Below are 17,290 nucleotides of genomic sequence, written 5' to 3'. Positions count from 1 at the left end.
TTCGAGCACGGAATCGGGCCGGCGGCAATCGTGAAGCAGACACAGGAACCCAACATCGGGTCGTCCGCTGGGGTCACTACCGAGATCCCGTGCGAGGCCCTCAGACTGTGAGGAACACATGAGCGAAGCGTTCATCTATGACGCAGTGCGCACCCCACGCGGCAAGAACCGCGGCGGAGCGCTGCACAGCGTCAAACCCATCGATCTCGTGACCGGACTCATCGACGCCATTCGCGAGCGCAACCCCGATCTCGACGACAAAGCCATCGACGACATCGTCCTCGGCGTTGTGTCCCCGGTCGGCGAGCAGGGGTCGGATATCGCCCGCGTCGCCGCCATCGTTGCTGGCCTCGACGAGTCCGTCGCCGGCGTTCAGGTCAACCGCTTCTGCGCCTCCGGGCTCGAAGCCGTCAACATCGCCGCCCAGAAGGTCGGCTCCGGCTTCGAGAACCTCGTCCTCGCCGGAGGCGTCGAATCGATGTCCCGTGTGCCGCTGGGATCCGACGGCGGAGCCTGGGCACAGGATCCGACGACGAACTATGACACGTACTTCGTGCCGCAGGGCATCGGTGCCGACCTCATCGCCACCACAGAGGGCTTCAGCCGGGCAGACGTGGATGCCTTCGCCGCCGAATCGCAGAAGCGTGCCGCTGCTGCCTGGGAGAACAACCTCTTCGAAAACTCGATCATCCCGGTCAAGGACATCAACGGCATCACCGTGCTCGACCGCGATGAGCACATGCGTCCCGGCTCGACCGTCGAATCGCTGTCGCAGCTGCCACCGGCATTCTCCAAGCTCGCCGCACAGACCGGATTCGACGAGGTGGCTCTGCAGAAGTACCACTGGATCGAAGCCATCGACCACGTCCACACCGCCGCGAACTCCTCGGGAATCGTCGACGGCGCCTCGCTGGTCATCCTCGGCGACGAGGAAGTCGGCCAGAAGATGGGGATGAAACCCCGTGCCCGCATCGTCTCCACCGCGGTCACCGGCTCGGAACCCACGATTATGCTCACCGGTCCGACTCCGGCGACGAAGAAGGCCCTCGACAAAGCCGGCATGACCGTCGATGACATCGATCTGTTCGAACTCAACGAGGCATTCGCAGCCGTGGTGCTCAAGTGGATGAAGGATCTCAACATCCCCCACGAGAAGGTCAACGTCAACGGCGGAGCCATCGCCATGGGCCACCCGCTGGGAGCCACCGGGGCCATGATTCTGGGCACTGTCCTCGACGAACTCGAGCGCCGCGACCTCAAGCGTGGACTCGTCACCCTGTGCATCGGCGCAGGCATGGGCATCGCGACGATCATCGAAAGGGTCTGACATGACGAACACTCAAACCACAGCTGCCGACTACCAGCGCAACACCGATGCCGAAGGCATCGTCACCGTCGTCATCGACGAACCCGGTGCCAAGGTCAACACCATGAACGACTACTTCGCGGCTGCCCTGGAGGCGACCGTGGAGTGGCTCGAAGCCAATGTCGATGACATCACCGGCGTCGTGCTGACCTCTCCGAAGAAGACCTTCTTCGCCGGCGGAAACCTCAACAAGCTGCGTGCGGCCGATCCGGCCAATGCCGAAGAGGAGTTCGCGACCGTCGAACACCTCAAGAAGGTGCTGCGTCGCCTCGAGACCTTCGGCAAGCCGGTCGTCGCCGCCCTCGGTGGTGCGGCACTGGGCGGCGGACTCGAACTCGCCCTGGCTGCTCACCACCGGATCGCCGCCGATGACAACCCGAGCGCCCGCTTCGGCTTCCCCGAGGTCTCACTCGGCCTGCTGCCCGGCGGCGGCGGAGTCGCCCGGTCGGTGCGCATGCTCGGCATCCAGACCGCACTGCAGAAGGCCATCCTGCCGTCGACGAAGTTCAAGGCCGCCGACGCCCAGGCGCTCGGCCTCATCGACGAACTCGCCCCCGCGGCCGAACTCGAATCCAAGGCCAAGGCCTGGATCAAGGCCAACCCCGAGGCTGTGCAGCCGTGGGACGTCAAGGGCTTCAAGATCCCCGGCGGCTCCCCGTCCTCACCGAAGATCGGCGCGATGCTTCCCGCGCTGCCGTCCTTGCTGCGCAAACAGGGCAAGGGTGCGCCGATGCCGGCTCCGCGAGCTGTGGTCGCCGCTGCGGTCGAAGGCGCACTGGTCGACATCGACACCGCGCTGACGGTCGAGTCCCGCTACTTCGTCAACGTCACCCATACTCCGGTGGCGAAGAACATGATCAAGGCGTTCTTCTTCGACCTCGGCCACATCAACTCCGGCGGCTCGCGCCCTGACGGTGTCACACCTCGTCAGGTGAAGAAGCTCGGCGTGATCGGTGCCGGAATGATGGGGGCGGCGATCGCCTACAGCGCAGCGAAGTCCGGTATCGAGGTCGTCCTCAAGGACGTCGAGCTCGCCAATGCGGAGAAGGGCAAGGCTTACGCCGCCAAGCGTGAGGAATCGGCCTTGGCCAAGGGCAAGACCACCGAGGCGAAGTCTCAAGCTGTCCTCGACCGGATCACCCCGAGTGCCTCGGCCGAGGATTTCGCCGGTGTCGACTTCGTCATCGAGGCGGTCTTCGAGTCCGTCGATCTCAAGCAGAAGGTGTTCCAGGAGATCCAGGACATCGTCGAGCCTGATGCGGTCCTCGGTTCGAACACCTCGACCCTGCCGATCACCGACCTGGCCAAGGGCGTCACCCGGGACAAGGACTTCATCGGTGTCCACTTCTTCTCGCCGGCCGACAAGATGCCGCTGGTCGAGATCATCTGCGGTGAGCACACCTCCGACGAGGTCCTCGCCCGCACCTTCGACCTCGTGCAGCAGATCCGGAAGACTCCGATCGTCGTCAACGACTCGCGCGGATTCTTCACCTCCCGCGTCATCGGCACCTTCATCGCCGAGGCGGTCGCCGCCGTCGGCGAAGGCGTGGAGCCGGCCAGCGTGGAACAGGCGGCACTGCAGGCCGGGTACCCCACCGGTGCCCTGCAGCTGCTCGACGAACTGACGCTGACCCTGTCGCAGAAGATCAACAAGGAGACCCGCGACGCGGTCGAGGCCGCTGGCGGCACCTGGATAGCCCACCCCTCCGAAGCCGTCTTCGACTGGATGGTCGAGCAGGGACGGACCGGACGCAAGGACGGCGCCGGCTTCTACGACTACGACGAGAACGGCAAACGCACCACGCTGTGGCAGGGTGTACGCGAGAAGTACGAATCGGGATCGAATGATCAGCCCTTCGCCGATCTGCAGGAGCGGATGCTCTTCGCCGAGGCGATCGAGACGATCAAATGCCTCGACGAGGGTGTGCTCACCTCGGTGCCGGACGCGAACATCGGTTCGATCTTCGGCATCGGATTCCCCGCGTGGACCGGCGGCGTGCTCCAGTACGTCAACCAGTACGAAGGCGGTCTGGCCGGCTTCGTCGACCGGGCGAATGATCTGGCTGCGAAGTACGGCGAGCATTTCACACCGCCGGCCTCGCTGGTCGAACGCGCGAAGACCGGGGAAACCTACGAGTAAGAGGAGACCCCTGGAATAGCATGATGGCCTTCCGGTGTTGTCCTGTCACACTGAGACTTCAGTGTCACTGACATCTACCGGAAGGCCATTGCCATGCGCGCCGCCGTCTATGACGCCTACACCGAGAACTTCGACGACATCACCGTCCGCGAGCTGCCCGATCCGAAGCTGCCGCCCGCCTCGGTGCTCATCGAAGTCAAGGCTGCCGGAGTCAACCCGGTCGACTGGAAGCTCGTCGGCGGGCACCTCGACCCGGTCATGCCCACGCAGTTCCCCGTCATCCCGGGCTGGGATGTCGCCGGTGTCGTCGTCGGACTCGGCTTCGACACCCCGGAATTCTCCATCGGCGATGAAGTCGTCGCCTATGCACGCAAGGACGTGCTCGGCGGCGGGACCTTCGCCGAGAAGGTCGCCGTCCCCGTGCGTGCGGTCGCCCCGAAGCCGAAGAGTCTGAGCTGGGAACAGGCAGGCGGACTGCCGTTGGCCGGCGGCACCGCTCTGCGGACCCTCGAGTCCCTCGGCGACCTGGAGGGCAAGACCGTGCTCATCCACGGAGCCTCCGGGGGAGTGGGCGGCTTCGCCGTGCAGATCGCCCGGGCCGCCGGAGCACGCGTCATCGGCACCGCGTCCGAAGCCAATCATGAATACCTGCGCGGACTCGGCGCCGAGCCCGTGACCTACGGCGACGGCCTGGTCGAGCGCGTTCTCGAGGCTGCCGGCGGCGAGGTCGACGGGGTCGCGGACTTCGTCGGGGGAGTCCTCGACGACACCCTGGCCGTGCTCGCCGAGGGCGGAGCGCACGCCTCGGTGGCCGATCCCAGTGTCGCCGAGCACGGCGGACGCTACATCTGGGTGCGTCCCGACGGCTCCGAGACTGCTCGCCTCGGTCTCCTCGTCGACGAAGGAAAACTCACCGTCGACATCGCAGGCACCTACGGCCTCGACGATGTTCCCCGGGCCTTCAAGGACAGCGCCACCGGTCACGTCCGCGGCAAGCTCGTCATCGTGCCCTGAATATCGGCTATACCGTCCTCGGTGATCGAAATATCGCCGAGGCGGGACTCGGCTGATCCGGTGATCAGCTGAGTCCCAGCGCCGCGGCCGCTGCGGCGCGCAATTCGACCCCGACCACCTCGGCACTGGAGCGACGAGCCTGGTGCGGGGTCGAATTCATCATCCCGAACGCCGCATGCACGCGCACAGTGGCCGACTCCAGCGTCCACGCCGGATGGGCGGCCTCGACGACCTCCGCCCACCGACTGACATAGGCACGCTGGAGACGGCGCACGGTCCGTCGCGATTCGTCCGGCAGCGCCTCGAGGTCACGGTCCTGGATGCGGATGAGCTCGGGCTCGCTCATGGCGAAGTCGACATGGAAGTCGATGAGACGCCGCAGGGTCGGGACCGCCTCGGTGGGGAAGATCCCCGAGGCGGTGTCCCATGCCGCGGAGACGATCTCCTCGCCTCCGGACTGGAGATACGCAGAGATGCCGACGAGGAGCTCCTCGAGCACGGCCTCCTTCGACGAGAAATGCCGGTAGACCGCCGGCGCCGAGATCCCCGCACCTTTGCCCAGGTCGTCGAGGCGCACCCCATGGAAGCCGTGCCGGGCATAGAGCGTCTTCGCGACCTTGAGCAGCTGCTCGCGCCTGGCTGCCTTCGCCGCTGCCCGCGCCGTCGGCTTGGCCTCGTCCGAGATCGACATCCGGCCTCCTTCCCTGAGCCTGATGCCCACCGCCTGGGACGACGTCGGTGCGGGCTGGCTCGTGCGTTGTCAGTTCTGCCTGTGAGCAGTATCATAGCAGTCAGTTAAGAATCATTAACTGAAATGAGGATGGAATGAGAGCAGTGGGAACTGCGGTCAGTCCGGCGACGGGGCAGGTCAACTCCGAGGCCCACGCCGAACTCATCGCTGAACTCCGGGAGCGCATTGCGGCCACAGCCCGCGGCGGTTCCGAGAAGTCCAGACAGCGCCATATCGATCGCGGAAAGCTGCTGCCGCGTGAGCGCGTCGAGCATCTCCTCGACCCCGGCACTCCCTTCCTCGAACTCTCTCCGCTGGCCGCCAACGGCATGTATGACGACGCCAGCCCGGGCGCCGGAATCATCACCGGAATCGGGCGGGTCGCCGGCCGCGAATGCGTGATCGTGGCCAATGACGCCACCGTCAAGGGCGGAACCTACTACCCGGTGACCGTGAAGAAGCACCTCCGGGCCCAGGAAATCGCCAAAGAGAACAGCCTTCCGTGCATCTACCTCGTCGACTCCGGTGGCGCGAACCTGCCGAATCAGGACGACGTCTTCCCCGACCGAGAGCACTTCGGTCGCATCTTCTTCAACCAGGCCACACTCTCCGCTGCCGGAATCCCGCAGCTGGCCGCCGTCATGGGCTCCTGCACCGCCGGCGGCGCCTACGTCCCCGCGATGGCCGACGAATCGATCATCGTCTCCGAGCAGGGCACGATCTTCCTCGGAGGCCCACCGCTGGTCAAGGCCGCCACCGGCGAGGAAGTCACCGCCGAAGAGCTCGGCGGCGGAGCCCTGCACTCCCGGGTCTCCGGCGTCACCGACCACCTCGCGGCCAATGACCCCCATGCACTGGAGATCATGCGCGACATCGTCTCGACTCTCGGGCCGAAGAGCACTCCGAACTGGGACGTCATCGAATCCCGCATGCCGGCACACTCGCCGGAGGAGCTGACCTCGGTGGTGCCGGTGGACTCGCGCACACCGTATGACGTCCGCGAGGTCATCGCCCGCCTCGTAGACGGATCCGAGTTCCACGAGTTCAAAGCCGAATACGGCACGAGCCTCGTCACCGGATTCGCTCACCTCGACGGACACCCCGTCGGCATCATCGCCAACAACGGAATCCTGTTCGGCGAATCCGCGCAGAAGGGCGCCCACTTCATCGAGCTCTGCGACCAGCGCAGCGTGCCGTTGGTGTTCCTGCAGAACATCTCCGGATTCATGGTCGGCCGCGACTACGAAGCCGGCGGCATCGCCAAACACGGTGCGAAGATGGTCAACGCCGTCGCCACCGCCCGCGTCCCGAAGTTCACCGTCGTCATCGGCGGCTCCTTCGGCGCCGGCAACTACTCGATGTGCGGCCGCGCGTACTCCCCGCGTTTCCTGTGGATGTGGCCCAATGCCCGCATCTCCGTGATGGGCGGCGAACAGGCCGCCAGCGTGCTCTCGACCGTCAGGCGCGACCAGCTCGAGGCCCGCGGCGAGGAGTGGAGCGCCGAGGCCGAAGACACGTTCAAACAGCCCATCCGCGACCAGTACGAAGCCCAGGGAAACCCGTACTACTCGACGGCTCGCCTGTGGGATGACGGAATCATCGAACCCGGTGACACCCGCCAGGTACTGGCACTGGCCCTCGAACTCGCCCGCTTCGGACCGATGGAACGCCCGCTGAATGCCAGCGGCTACGGCGTCTTCAGAATGTGAGCCCCACCATGACGAAAATGTTCACAACAGTCCTCATCGCCAACCGCGGCGAGATCGCCCTGCGCGTCATCCGCACCTGCCGCCGACTCGGCATCCGCACCGTCGCCGTCTACTCCGACGCCGACGCCCGTGCGGCCCACGTCAAGGCCGCCGACACCGCGGTCCACCTGGGGCCGGCCGCCGCCTCCGAGTCCTATCTGCGCATCGACAAGGTCATCGCCGCAGCACAGGCTACGGGAGCCGAAGCCATCCACCCCGGCTACGGATTCCTGTCGGAGAACGCCGAATTCTCCGCTGGCTGCGCCGACGCCGGAATCGTCTTCCTCGGCCCCGGAGCCGACGCGATCCGGACGATGGGCGACAAGATCACCGCGAAGCAGGCTGTCTCCTCCCGCGGGGTGCCGCTCGTGCCCGGCACGAAGGACGCCGCGATGAGCGACGAGGCCCTCATTGCGGCTTCGACGGACGTCGGCTTCCCCGTGCTCATCAAGCCCTCCGCCGGCGGCGGCGGCAAAGGAATGCACGCGGTGTTCGAAGCCGACAAACTCGCCGAGGCGCTGCGGACCGCCCGCCGCGAAGCCGCGAGCTCCTTCGGCGACGACACGCTGTTCCTCGAACGCCTCGTCGCCACCCCGCGCCATATCGAAGTCCAGATCATGGCCGACGCGCACGGCAACGTCATCCACCTCGGCGAACGCGAATGCTCGCTGCAGCGCCGTCACCAGAAGGTCATCGAGGAAGCACCCTCTGCGCTGCTGGACGAAGAGACCCGCGCCCGAATCGGCCAGGCCGCCTGCGAGACCGCGAAGTCCGTCGGCTACGTCGGAGCCGGCACTGTCGAGTTCATCGTCGGGGCCGACCGTCCCGATGAGTTCTTCTTCATGGAGATGAACACCCGACTGCAGGTCGAACACCCCGTCACCGAGGAGGTCACCGGAGTGGACCTCGTCGAACTCCAACTGCGCGTCGGCGCGGGCGAAGAGCTGCCGCTGACGCAGGATGACATCACACTGACCGGGCATTCGATCGAAGCGAGAATCTACGCCGAGGATCCCTCGCGCGGATTCCTGCCCACCGGTGGGCGTGCCCTCGACGTCGTCTTCCCAACCGGTGAGGGCATCCGCGTCGATGCCGGCCTCGACGCTGGCCAGACCATCGCCTCTGACTACGACCCGATGATCGCGAAACTCATCGTCCGTGCCGACGATCGGGCAGCGGCGCTCAAGCGGCTCGATGCCGCGCTCGCCGCCTCGGCGGTGCCGGGAATCGTGACGAACATCGACTTCCTGCGCACCCTTCTCGCGCTGCCCGAGGTGATCTCCGGGGACCTCGACACCTCACTCATCGACAACCTCGGCGAGGATCAGCTGGCGCACAGCGCCGGTGAGACCCACGCGCAGCTGGCGGCCGCCGCTGTCACGGTCACCGGGGGAGCGGCAGGCACGACCCTGACCGGACCGGTCACGGACGCCGAACTGACCGCGAATCGGTCGGCCGCCTCGGCGTGGGCAGGACCCAGCGCCTGGCGCACCTCACGTCCGGACTTCCACCCCACGGTCACCCTGGCCACGGGCGGAGAGACGGTCGACGTCGAGACTCGAGCGGGAGCCGTCGAGGTCGACGCCGACGGACTGTGGCATGTCACCCTCGACGGGATTCAGCACACGGCGCGGATCTTCTCCGATGCCCGTGACCGCAGCATCTGGGTGAGCACCGACACCGGAATCCACGTCTTCGTCCGGCCGCAGGCCGACACCTCGCTGACCCCTGGACTCGAAGGCGCCGAGGTGCTCGCACCGATGCCCGGCTCCGTCGTCGATATCAAGGTCGAAACCGGCGACCACGTCGAACAGGGCGATCCGATCGTCATCGTCGAGGCGATGAAGATGGAGCACGTGCTCACCGCACCCGCAGCCGGAATCGTCACCGTCACCGCTGTCGAAGGCGCCCAAGTCGCTCTCGACGAAGTGCTCGCCACGGTCGTCGACGAAGCCGCCGCCGAGGCCGTCGCAGACGCCACCGAATAATCACCAGCCACTCACACCACAACCACGCCACAAGCGGGGAGGAAACTATGGAAACCTTTGTTCCGGGAATGCTGCCCGAAGAATACGAAGACCTGCGCCAAGGTGTCGCGAAATTCGCCGACGAAGAGGTAGCACCCGTCTCAGCCGAACTCGACGCCAAGCACGAGTTCCCCTACGACCTCGTTGCGAAGATGGGCGAGATGGGGCTCTTCGGCCTGCCCTTCGACGAAGAGTACGGCGGAATGGGCGGCGACTACTTCGCCCTGTGCCTGGCCATCGAAGAACTCGGCCGGGTCAACCAGTCCCTGGCCATCACGCTCGAGGCCGGGGTCTCGCTCGGGGCGATGCCGATCTACCGCTTCGGCACCGAAGAGCAGAAGAAGGAATGGCTGCCGAAGCTCACCGACGCCTCGGGCCTGGCCGCCTTCGGCCTGACCGAACCCGAGGCCGGATCCGATGCCGGCGGCACCCGGACCAAGGCCACTCTGGAGGGCGGGACCTGGACGATCAACGGCAGCAAGTGCTTCATCACGAACTCCGGCACCGACATCACCCGTCTGGTCACCGCCACCGCCGTGACCGGAACCCGAACGTCGAAGTCGGGCCGCGAAGTGCCTGAGATCTCGACGATCATGATCCCGACCGGCACCCCCGGCTTCACCGCCGAACCGGCCTATGACAAAGTCGGCTGGAACTCCTCGGACACGCACCCGCTCACCTTCGACAATGTGCAGGTGCCCGAAGCGAACCTGCTCGGCGAACGCGGACGCGGCTACGCGAACTTCCTGCGCATCCTCGACGAGGGCCGCATCGCCGTGGGCGCCCTGTCCGTCGGCGCCGCCCAGGGCTGCGTCGACGAATCAGTGAAGTACGCGAAGGAACGCCAGGCCTTCGGCAAGCCGATCGCCGACTTCCAGGGCATCTCCTTCAAGATCGCCCGCATGGAAGCACGCGTCGTCGCAGCCCGGTCGGCGTACTACCTCGCGGCTTCGCGGATGCTCGCCGGACTCCCGTTCAAGAAGGAAGCGGCTATTGCAAAGATGATCGCCGGCGAAGCAGCCATGGACAATGCGCGCGACGCCACCCAGATCCACGGCGGCTACGGCTTCATGAACGAATACCTCGTGGCTCGCCACTACCGCGACTCGAAGATCCTCGAAGTCGGCGAAGGCACCACCGAGGTCCAGCTCATGCTCATCGCCCGCGAACTCGGACTCTGAGCTCCCGCTCCTGATCTGAGAGCAGGTGCCGACCTTCCGTCGGCCACCCATGCCAGATCGCCCGCCGAGGCGGCGCCGCACATCCGTACGGACGTGCAGGTCCGCCTCGGCGGGCGATATTCTTATCCGATAACACCGTGAGGTGAGACGGCGACCGAAAGGGAAGTGGGAGCACATGGATCTCAGCATGGTGGCATCGGTGGCGACGACGACGTGGATCGTCATCGAATACATCGTGAAGATCATCGCGGTCGGTGTGGTGCCGGAGAACCGCCGCCCGTCATCGTCATCGGCATGGCTGCTGCTCATCCTGTTCGTGCCGATCGTCGGAATTCCCGCATTCCTGCTGCTCGGCAGCCCTTATATCAACCAGCGCCGGGCGCGGATCCAGGCCGAAGCGAACGAACTCATGCACGAAGGCGCCGACGACCTGCCCGATGTGCCGCCGTCTCTGGTCGCCGAGCCCGAATTCGTCTCCGTCGCCCAGCTGGGGCGGGCACTGACCGCGCTGCCGATGGTCACCGGCGACAGCCATGGGGTGATCTCCGATTACGCAGCGTCGATAGCGCGGATGGCCGAACTCGTCGACGAAGCACACGAATACGTCCACGTCGAGATCTACATCATGGCGTGGGATTCGACGACCGACGTCTTCTTCCAGGCGCTCGAGCGAGCATCTGCGCGCGGGGTCGAAGTCCGTGTCCTCTTCGACCACATCGGATCCCGGAAGTATCCGGGATTCCACCGGCTCGGCAAACGACTGAACGCGGCCGGCATCGAATGGCACCTGATGCTGCCGTTCATTCCATGGCGAGGCAAGGCTCGGCGCATCGACCTGCGCAACCACCGCAAGCTGCTCGTCATCGACGGCAAGCGGGCGATGATGGGTTCGCAGAACATGATCGATTCGAGCTACCTCAACAGGAAGAACTCACAGATCGGCCGGAACTGGCACGACATCATGGTCGAGCTCTCCGGGCCCATCGTCGCCGGAATCGAGGCGGTGTTCTCCACCGACTGGTATTCCGAATCGGGACAGGCTCTGGGCATCCGCCCGTACGAGCGCGACGGCAACGAGCCCGAAGTAGGCGGGGCGACGAGCGCGATGCAGCTGGTTCCTTCGGGGCCCGGGTTCACGACCGCTCCGAACCTCAAGGTCTTCACCTCGATGATGTACCTGGCGCAGAAGCGTCTGGCCATCGTCAGCCCCTACTTCGTGCCCGACGAATCGCTGCTGGCCGCCGTGGAGACCGCGGCCAGGCGTGGGGTCGACGTCGAACTCTACGTCAGCGAGCAGGCGGACCAATACATGGTCGACCGGGCACAGTCGTCTTACTACCGGTCGCTGCTCGAAGCTGGGGTGCGGATCTTCCTGTACCCGAAACCCGCCGTGCTGCACACGAAGTGCTTCATCGTCGACGACCTCTATGCTGTGATGGGCTCATCCAACATGGACATGCGCTCGTTCGGCCTCAACTACGAGATCAGCCTGCTGACCACCGGCGGCGACCTGGTCGACGACATCATCGATGTCGTCGCCGACTACCAGGGCGTCAGCGACGAACTCACCCTGGAGGAATGGGAGAAGCGGCCATGGCTCCGCCGCTATATGGAGTCCGTCATGCGCCTGACGTCGTCGCTGCAGTAGGCGGGCTGGGGAGGCTGCTTCGCCGAGAAACGGGCAGCGGCACGGCTGCTTCGCCGAGAAACGGGCTGAGTGTCGAGAAACGCACGTGCGCGCCCGTGTCTCGACACTCAGCCCGTTTTTCGCTGATCAGTCGTCTCGATGGCCCGCTCGATCGCAGCGAAGATGCGAGGTCTGAAGAGGTCGCCGAAGCTCAGGTTGAAGACCTTGAAGCCGGCGTTGAGAAGATCCATATTGCGCTGATGACTCAATTTGGCCGCCTCATCAGGGCCGTGAGGGTTGAGATAGAACTTGCCGAGACCGTGGACTTCCACTGCGACAGCAGCGGACTTGTGCCGAAAGTCATTGCGTCCGATGAACTTGCCCGACTCTGTGAACGTGTCGACCTGCGGGACCATTCCGGTTACTCCGAAGCGATGGAACTTCACTGCGCAGACCGCCTCGGCTGGAGATTCATATTCGGCGCTCGAGAGATCAACGGCCAAGAGGGCTCTTCGGCGTCCGCGTTGCCCTTTCGCCAACAGATCGGTGATGTCTGCCCGGTCCACCTCTCCCGAACGGAGTGCTTGAGAGATGAGCGGTACAGAAACTTCGAGCGAACGGTCAAGAGCAACGTCAGCCAGAGTCCTGGGCAGAGTGGTGACCGGATAGGCGAACTCGGATGAGACCTGTTCCGGTGGAAGTCTGCGCGAGTAGATGAACACGCCGTCGTAGTTGCGGGTAGGGGAGTTCCTGGAGATCTCGACTTTCGACGATTCGAGCACAGCGGGGTCAAGACAGTGGATGAGCGCGGCCGAAACATTAGAGAACACATCTCCCGGCAGAAGCTCACCGAGGCGGCATGCGATCTGGACCCGCAGCTCCTCGGCTTCGTCCCGCAGATCTCCGAAGGTTTTTGGAAACGAAGTGTCGTGATCCGTGGAAAGACCGCGGATGGGTCCGTGATGGCTATCATCACACGACTTGCGGATCACGTAGTGACCCTTCCTGACTAGGCGCAGGCAGCATCGTTTGGCGTCGGCCAACTGTCTGCGGGACATGCCGAGTCCACGGAGCTGTTGCGCTGTCAGCACTTGGAACATCTATCAAGGATGATCTTAAAATATGCCAAATGCAAGCAAATACTATTAAACGTGGTTTATTTGTGTGGTCAGATGGTGCAGCTTCGGCGACGGCGAAGGTGAAGGGATTGATGCAGCACGGGCCTGTGCTGGGTTGCAAGGTCGCCGGCTCCATCGAAAAACGGGCTGAGTGCCGAAACACGGGTGCGTACACCCGTGTTTCGACACTCAGCCCGTTTCTGGGCGGCCCGGGGTGCATGCCCCCTGTCTCTCGGCGAAGGAGTGCGTGCCTCAGGCGGAACCCGTGGGGTCGGGGCCGAGGTCGCCGCGGCTCTCCAGCGGCACGTCCAGCAGATTGTGGACGCCGTCGACGATCTCGTTGGGTCGGAACGGAAAGCGGCGGACATCCTCGGCGGTGGAGATTCCCGACAGCACGAGGACCGTGTGCATGCCCGCTTCCATGCCCGCGATGATGTCGGTGTCCATGCGGTCGCCGATCATTGCGGTGCTCATCGAATGGGCGCCGATCCTATTCAGGGCCGAGCGGAACATCATCGGGTTGGGCTTGCCCACGACGTAGGGTTCGCGGTTCGTCGCCTTCGTGATGAGAGCGGCGATGGCGCCGGTGGCAGGCAGGACGCCCTCGGGGGAGGGACCGGTGGCGTCGGGGTTCGTGACGATGAAGCGGGAGCCGGCGTCGATGAGGCGGATCGCCTTCGTGATCGCCTCGAACGAATATGAATGGGTCTCGCCGACGACGACGAAGTCCGGGTCGTGCTCGGTCATGACGAACCCGGCCTCGTGGATCGCCGTGGTCAGCCCCGCCTCGCCGACGACATAGGCCGTGCCGTGCTCGACCTGATTGGACAGGAAATCCGCAGTGGCCATCGCAGAGGTCCAGATGTTCGACTCGGGGACGTCGAGCCCGTTCGAGCGCAGCCGGGCGGAGAGATCACGAGCGGTGTAGATGGAGTTGTTCGTCAGCACCAGGTAGGGGATATCGGCCTGACGCCACTGGGCGAGCAGCTCTGCGGCTCCCGGCAGAGGATTGTTCTCCTTGACCAGGACACCGTCCATATCGGTCAGCCAGCAGTCGATCGAATCGCGATCCATGTCTCTCCTCGAGCTCGGGGTGGGCCGAAGCGGCTGCTTCCAGCCTAGTCGGGTTGGGCGCAAGTGTGCTGAGAAGTCCGATCCGGGGTGGTGCCGTACCCCTTTGCGGATCGTCCCAGAGCCCCCTTGACGGAGCGGTCGAAAAGTGTATTGTAGTAATCACTTAATTAAGGGGATGCTTAAATGAGTATGGATCACGTCTTCGCGGCGCTTGCCGATCCGACGCGTCGGGCGATCATCGATCGTCTGCGCGGGGGAGACAAGACCGCCGGTGAGCTCGCGGAGCCGCTGCCGATCAGTCGTTCCGCGGTCTCCCAGCACCTCAAGGTGCTCGAGACGGCGGGGCTGATCACCCGATCGAAATCCGCGCAGCAGCGCATCGTCGCACTCAACGCCGATGCCCTCACCGAGGCCGCCGGCTGGCTGCAGGCGGCCCACGACGAATGGCAGCAGCGCTTCGACAGCCTCGACCGCATCCTCGCCGAGGAGGTGCCCACCGATACATCGACGACCGACCCGTCGACCACAGATCGAACTGCGGACTGACTATCGACATCAACGACGTACCGAATGACGCAGACATCACGTATGACGCAGACATCATGCAAGACTCAAGGAGGAGAACAGCGATGAACGCCGAGAACACAGCCACCACAGACACCACAGCCAACACCGCGACCGATCCCAACAGCGCACAGGCGGGAGAACCCGGATTCACCATCGTCCGCGAATTCGCCGCCCCGCGCGCCCGCGTCTGGGAAGCCTGGACGAACCCGGACGTCATGGCCCGCTGGTTCCACCCCGAAACGCTGGTCACTCCACGCGAATCCGTATCCGTCGACCTGCGGGTCGGCGGCGAATACACCTATACGATGCGCATACCCGATACGGGGCAGGAGTTCCCGACCGCCGGGAAGTACCTTCACATCGACGAGCCCGTCCGCCTCGACTTCACTTGGGGAAGTCCCGGCGAGGTCGACGATGCCCCGCGCGTCAGCGTCGCACTTGAGGAGATCGGCGCCGACCGCACTCGCATGACGTTCACGCTGACCGGCCTGCCCAATGACTCGGGTGAAGACGCCAGTGCCTACGACGGATGGTCATCGGCCTTCAACGAACTCGGTACAGAGCTCGGGTCCTGACCGGTGCCGACTGATCACGGCGGTGGACCGCCTCAGGCATCGCCGAGGTGGTCCACCGCAGCGAGCGACCGCAGGGTCCGATTGCCGAACCGATCGTCCTCGGTCAGTTCGGTGATGCACCCGGAATGCGCGGCGAACGTCGCCCGCCCCATCGCCTCGAGAGGCAGTTCGAGCCACCGACCGATGACGAACGTGTGGGCGAAGCCGTGGGTGACGACCACCTGGTGCGAGGCTCGCTGCGTGAGGATCTCGCCGACCGCGGCGTATATCCGAGCACCGGCCTCGCGTCGCGTCTCCGCGCCGTCGATGCCTTCGGCATGATCGAGGCGCATCGTGTGGTCGAAGGCGTCGTCGGGCACGGGTGGGAAGATGAAGCGCGCGTCCAGCCAGGACTGCTCCCGTCCCTCCGCGACTCCGTACGACTTCTCGCGCAGACCCGGGTGGTCGATTGCGCGCGTGCCGAGCCGATCGGCGATCACTTCGGCGGTCCTGCGCGTCCGTTTGAGATCAGAGGTGAATACCGGCGCGGAGGCGGCCGTCGGGATCCGCGACCGCAGTTCGGCGGCGATGCGATCGGCTTGGAGTTCGCCGCGGACGGTGAGCTCGGAATCGTGCCACCCGCCGACCCGGGCCTCGAGATGGTGTCGGGCCTCCGGGTGGGTGACGACGAAGAGGGATCGTGTGATGACCATGGTGTGCTCGATCCTACCGACCCCCGGGTCGCAGGGGTCCGGTGAATGGCGATAAACTCAAATCACGACGAGTGAGGAGCGTTACATGAGTGACAAGGTCATTGCACAACGAGGTCTGTGGCTGGACGAGATGGAAGTCGGCGCCACCTATAAGCACGCACCGGGCCGCACAGTCACCGAAGCGGACAACACCCTGTTCACGGCCGTGACGATGAATACCCAGGCCCTGCACCTCGACGCGGCCTGGTCGGCTACCGAACCCTTCGGCGAGCGCCTCGTCAACTCGATGTTCACCCTGGCCACCCTCATCGGTCTGTCCGTGTCCCAGCTGACGCAGGGAACGACAGTCGGAAACCTCGGTTTCTCCGAGGTCAGCTTCCCGGCACCGATGTTCCACGGCGACACTCTCTACGCAGAGACGACGATCCTCGACAAACGCGATTCGAAGTCCCGTCCGGGCCAGGGCATCGTCACCTTCGAACACCGCGGCTACAACCAGCACGGCAAACTCGTCGCGAAGGCCGTGCGCCAGGCGATGATGTTCGACTCCAGCCACGAGTCCACGGCGGCGAAGTCCGCCGCCGACACCGCCGATCAGACCGACACCGGAAAGTGAGCCCCCATATGTCCCTCGAGTTCAAACCCGCCTGGCTCTTCGTCCCCGGCGATCGTCCCGATCGGTACACGAAAGCAGCCGAACGCTCGGATATCGTCATCCTCGACCTCGAAGACGCCGTCAACGAGGCCGACAAAGCTGCCGCACGGGAGTCCATCGTCGACTTCCCGCTCGACCCGACCCGCACGGTCGTGCGGGTGAACTCCCACGATTCGGGCCACCTCGGCGAAGATCTGAAGATGCTCGCGCGCACCGAGTACACGGCCGTGATGCTGCCGAAGGCGGAGCTTGCATCTGATGTGTCGATCCTGTCCGGGTTCCAGGTCATCGCGCTCATCGAAACCGCGCTCGGAGCCGTCAACGTCGCCGAGATCGCCGCTGCGCCGAATGTCTATGCGCTGATGTGGGGTTCGGAGGATCTCATCGCCGACCTCGGCGGAGGCTCCTCCCGCAGGGCCGATGGCGGCTACCGGGAGGTGGCCAAGCATGTGCGCAGTCAGACCCTCCTCGCCGCTCGGGCCCATCGCAAGTTCGCGCTCGACTCGATCTGGGCGGACATCCCGAACCTCGAAGGACTGGCAGCCGAGGCCGAAGACGCCGTACAGTCGGGGTTCTCCGGCAAGGTCTCCATCCACCCCAACCACGTGCCCGTCGTCCGCGACGCCTTCCGCCCCAGCGACGAACAGCTGACCTGGGCGCGGTCCGTGCTCGACCTGGCGAAGACGGAGAAGGGCGCATTCTCCTTCGAGGGCAAGATGATCGACGCCCCGCTGCTCAAGCACGCCGAACTCATCGTCGCCCGCGCGAACTGAGGG

General features: G+C 65.0%; 15 protein-coding genes. 11 read left to right on the top strand and 4 right to left on the bottom strand.

The window, feature by feature from the left end:
• Positions 1 to 118: 118 nt before the first annotated feature.
• The 3 genes from HK108_RS06505 to HK108_RS06495 all read left to right on the top strand — a co-directional run bounded on the left by HK108_RS06505 (position 119) and on the right by HK108_RS06495 (position 4,520).
• Positions 119 to 1,327, top strand: a complete 1,209-nt coding sequence (locus tag HK108_RS06505) for an acetyl-CoA C-acetyltransferase (RefSeq protein WP_181270915.1) — start codon at positions 119 to 121, stop codon at positions 1,325 to 1,327.
• Position 1,328: 1 nt separating this feature from the next.
• Positions 1,329 to 3,506: a 3-hydroxyacyl-CoA dehydrogenase NAD-binding domain-containing protein gene (locus tag HK108_RS06500; RefSeq protein WP_181270914.1), complete on the top strand. Its 2,178-nt coding sequence runs from the start codon at positions 1,329 to 1,331 to the stop codon at positions 3,504 to 3,506.
• A gap of 93 nt (positions 3,507 to 3,599) precedes the next feature.
• The gene (locus tag HK108_RS06495) at positions 3,600 to 4,520 is read left to right on the top strand and encodes an NADP-dependent oxidoreductase (RefSeq protein ID WP_139907208.1); all 921 of its coding nucleotides are present in this window, start codon (positions 3,600 to 3,602) and stop codon (positions 4,518 to 4,520) included.
• 64 nt (positions 4,521 to 4,584) lie between these two features.
• On the opposite strand, the gene HK108_RS06490 is transcribed toward HK108_RS06495, so the two are convergent.
• A complete protein-coding gene (locus tag HK108_RS06490; protein ID WP_181270913.1) occupies positions 4,585 to 5,211 on the bottom strand; it encodes a TetR/AcrR family transcriptional regulator in 627 nt (208 codons plus the stop codon).
• A gap of 134 nt (positions 5,212 to 5,345) precedes the next feature.
• On the opposite strand from HK108_RS06490, the gene HK108_RS06485 reads away from it, so the two are divergent.
• The 4 genes from HK108_RS06485 to cls all read left to right on the top strand — a co-directional run bounded on the left by HK108_RS06485 (position 5,346) and on the right by cls (position 11,854).
• A complete protein-coding gene (locus HK108_RS06485; protein WP_181270912.1) occupies positions 5,346 to 6,959 on the top strand; it encodes a carboxyl transferase domain-containing protein in 1,614 nt (537 codons plus the stop codon).
• 17 nt (positions 6,960 to 6,976) lie between these two features.
• The gene (locus HK108_RS06480; RefSeq protein WP_219922244.1) at positions 6,977 to 8,986 is read left to right on the top strand and encodes an acetyl/propionyl/methylcrotonyl-CoA carboxylase subunit alpha; all 2,010 of its coding nucleotides are present in this window, start codon (positions 6,977 to 6,979) and stop codon (positions 8,984 to 8,986) included.
• Positions 8,987 to 9,033: 47 nt separating this feature from the next.
• Positions 9,034 to 10,206: an acyl-CoA dehydrogenase family protein gene (locus HK108_RS06475; RefSeq protein WP_181270910.1), complete on the top strand. Its 1,173-nt coding sequence runs from the start codon at positions 9,034 to 9,036 to the stop codon at positions 10,204 to 10,206.
• 175 nt (positions 10,207 to 10,381) lie between these two features.
• Complete coding sequence (gene cls / locus HK108_RS06470; RefSeq protein ID WP_139468679.1) at positions 10,382 to 11,854, top strand: cardiolipin synthase; 1,473 nt, start codon at positions 10,382 to 10,384, stop codon at positions 11,852 to 11,854.
• 107 nt (positions 11,855 to 11,961) lie between these two features.
• Here cls and HK108_RS06465 read toward each other — a convergent pair whose 3' ends face one another.
• Together HK108_RS06465 and HK108_RS06460 are read right to left on the bottom strand one after the other, a co-directional pair.
• Positions 11,962 to 12,891: a hypothetical protein gene (locus HK108_RS06465; RefSeq protein ID WP_181270909.1), complete on the bottom strand. Its 930-nt coding sequence runs from the start codon at positions 12,889 to 12,891 to the stop codon at positions 11,962 to 11,964.
• A 312-nt stretch (positions 12,892 to 13,203) separates the two neighbouring features.
• Positions 13,204 to 14,025: an HAD-IIA family hydrolase gene (locus HK108_RS06460; protein ID WP_139468677.1), complete on the bottom strand. Its 822-nt coding sequence runs from the start codon at positions 14,023 to 14,025 to the stop codon at positions 13,204 to 13,206.
• Between the two features lie 183 nt (positions 14,026 to 14,208).
• Between HK108_RS06460 and HK108_RS06455 the strand changes: the two genes are divergently transcribed.
• Entirely contained in the window at positions 14,209 to 14,571 is a 363-nt protein-coding gene (locus HK108_RS06455; RefSeq protein WP_139907214.1) for an ArsR/SmtB family transcription factor, read from the top strand.
• 83 nt (positions 14,572 to 14,654) lie between these two features.
• The gene (locus HK108_RS06450; protein ID WP_181270908.1) at positions 14,655 to 15,167 is read left to right on the top strand and encodes an SRPBCC family protein; all 513 of its coding nucleotides are present in this window, start codon (positions 14,655 to 14,657) and stop codon (positions 15,165 to 15,167) included.
• A gap of 32 nt (positions 15,168 to 15,199) precedes the next feature.
• Here the strand turns inward: HK108_RS06450 and HK108_RS06445 are convergent, their stop codons facing one another.
• Positions 15,200 to 15,859 (bottom strand): histidine phosphatase family protein, encoded by a 660-nt coding sequence (locus HK108_RS06445; RefSeq protein WP_181270907.1) that lies wholly within the window; start codon positions 15,857 to 15,859, stop codon positions 15,200 to 15,202.
• An 85-nt stretch (positions 15,860 to 15,944) separates the two neighbouring features.
• On the opposite strand from HK108_RS06445, the gene HK108_RS06440 reads away from it, so the two are divergent.
• Positions 15,945 to 16,475: a MaoC family dehydratase gene (locus HK108_RS06440; protein WP_181270906.1), complete on the top strand. Its 531-nt coding sequence runs from the start codon at positions 15,945 to 15,947 to the stop codon at positions 16,473 to 16,475.
• An 8-nt stretch (positions 16,476 to 16,483) separates the two neighbouring features.
• Positions 16,484 to 17,287 (top strand): HpcH/HpaI aldolase/citrate lyase family protein, encoded by an 804-nt coding sequence (locus HK108_RS06435; protein ID WP_139468672.1) that lies wholly within the window; start codon positions 16,484 to 16,486, stop codon positions 17,285 to 17,287.
• Positions 17,288 to 17,290 lie beyond the last annotated feature (3 nt).

The sequence above is a fragment of the Brevibacterium sediminis genome (assembly GCF_013623905.1).
Lineage (GTDB): Bacteria > Actinomycetota > Actinomycetes > Actinomycetales > Brevibacteriaceae > Brevibacterium > Brevibacterium sediminis.
This window is presented reverse-complemented; position numbering and strand designations above follow the sequence as displayed.

What these genes read in the sequence shown, in the direction of transcription:
- HK108_RS06505 (WP_181270915.1), top strand. Translation starts at nt 119, where the DNA reads ATGAGCGAAGCGTTCATCTATGACGCAGTGCGCACCCCACGCGGCAAG.
- HK108_RS06500 (WP_181270914.1), top strand. Translation starts at nt 1,329, where the DNA reads ATGACGAACACTCAAACCACAGCTGCCGACTACCAGCGCAACACCGAT.
- HK108_RS06495 (WP_139907208.1), top strand. Translation starts at nt 3,600, where the DNA reads ATGCGCGCCGCCGTCTATGACGCCTACACCGAGAACTTCGACGACATC.
- HK108_RS06490 (WP_181270913.1), bottom strand. Translation starts at nt 5,211, where the DNA reads ATGTCGATCTCGGACGAGGCCAAGCCGACGGCGCGGGCAGCGGCGAAG.
- HK108_RS06485 (WP_181270912.1), top strand. Translation starts at nt 5,346, where the DNA reads ATGAGAGCAGTGGGAACTGCGGTCAGTCCGGCGACGGGGCAGGTCAAC.
- HK108_RS06480 (WP_219922244.1), top strand. Translation starts at nt 6,977, where the DNA reads ATGTTCACAACAGTCCTCATCGCCAACCGCGGCGAGATCGCCCTGCGC.
- HK108_RS06475 (WP_181270910.1), top strand. Translation starts at nt 9,034, where the DNA reads ATGGAAACCTTTGTTCCGGGAATGCTGCCCGAAGAATACGAAGACCTG.
- cls (WP_139468679.1), top strand. Translation starts at nt 10,382, where the DNA reads ATGGATCTCAGCATGGTGGCATCGGTGGCGACGACGACGTGGATCGTC.
- HK108_RS06465 (WP_181270909.1), bottom strand. Translation starts at nt 12,891, where the DNA reads ATGTCCCGCAGACAGTTGGCCGACGCCAAACGATGCTGCCTGCGCCTA.
- HK108_RS06460 (WP_139468677.1), bottom strand. Translation starts at nt 14,025, where the DNA reads ATGGATCGCGATTCGATCGACTGCTGGCTGACCGATATGGACGGTGTC.
- HK108_RS06455 (WP_139907214.1), top strand. Translation starts at nt 14,209, where the DNA reads ATGAGTATGGATCACGTCTTCGCGGCGCTTGCCGATCCGACGCGTCGG.
- HK108_RS06450 (WP_181270908.1), top strand. Translation starts at nt 14,655, where the DNA reads ATGAACGCCGAGAACACAGCCACCACAGACACCACAGCCAACACCGCG.
- HK108_RS06445 (WP_181270907.1), bottom strand. Translation starts at nt 15,859, where the DNA reads ATGGTCATCACACGATCCCTCTTCGTCGTCACCCACCCGGAGGCCCGA.
- HK108_RS06440 (WP_181270906.1), top strand. Translation starts at nt 15,945, where the DNA reads ATGAGTGACAAGGTCATTGCACAACGAGGTCTGTGGCTGGACGAGATG.
- HK108_RS06435 (WP_139468672.1), top strand. Translation starts at nt 16,484, where the DNA reads ATGTCCCTCGAGTTCAAACCCGCCTGGCTCTTCGTCCCCGGCGATCGT.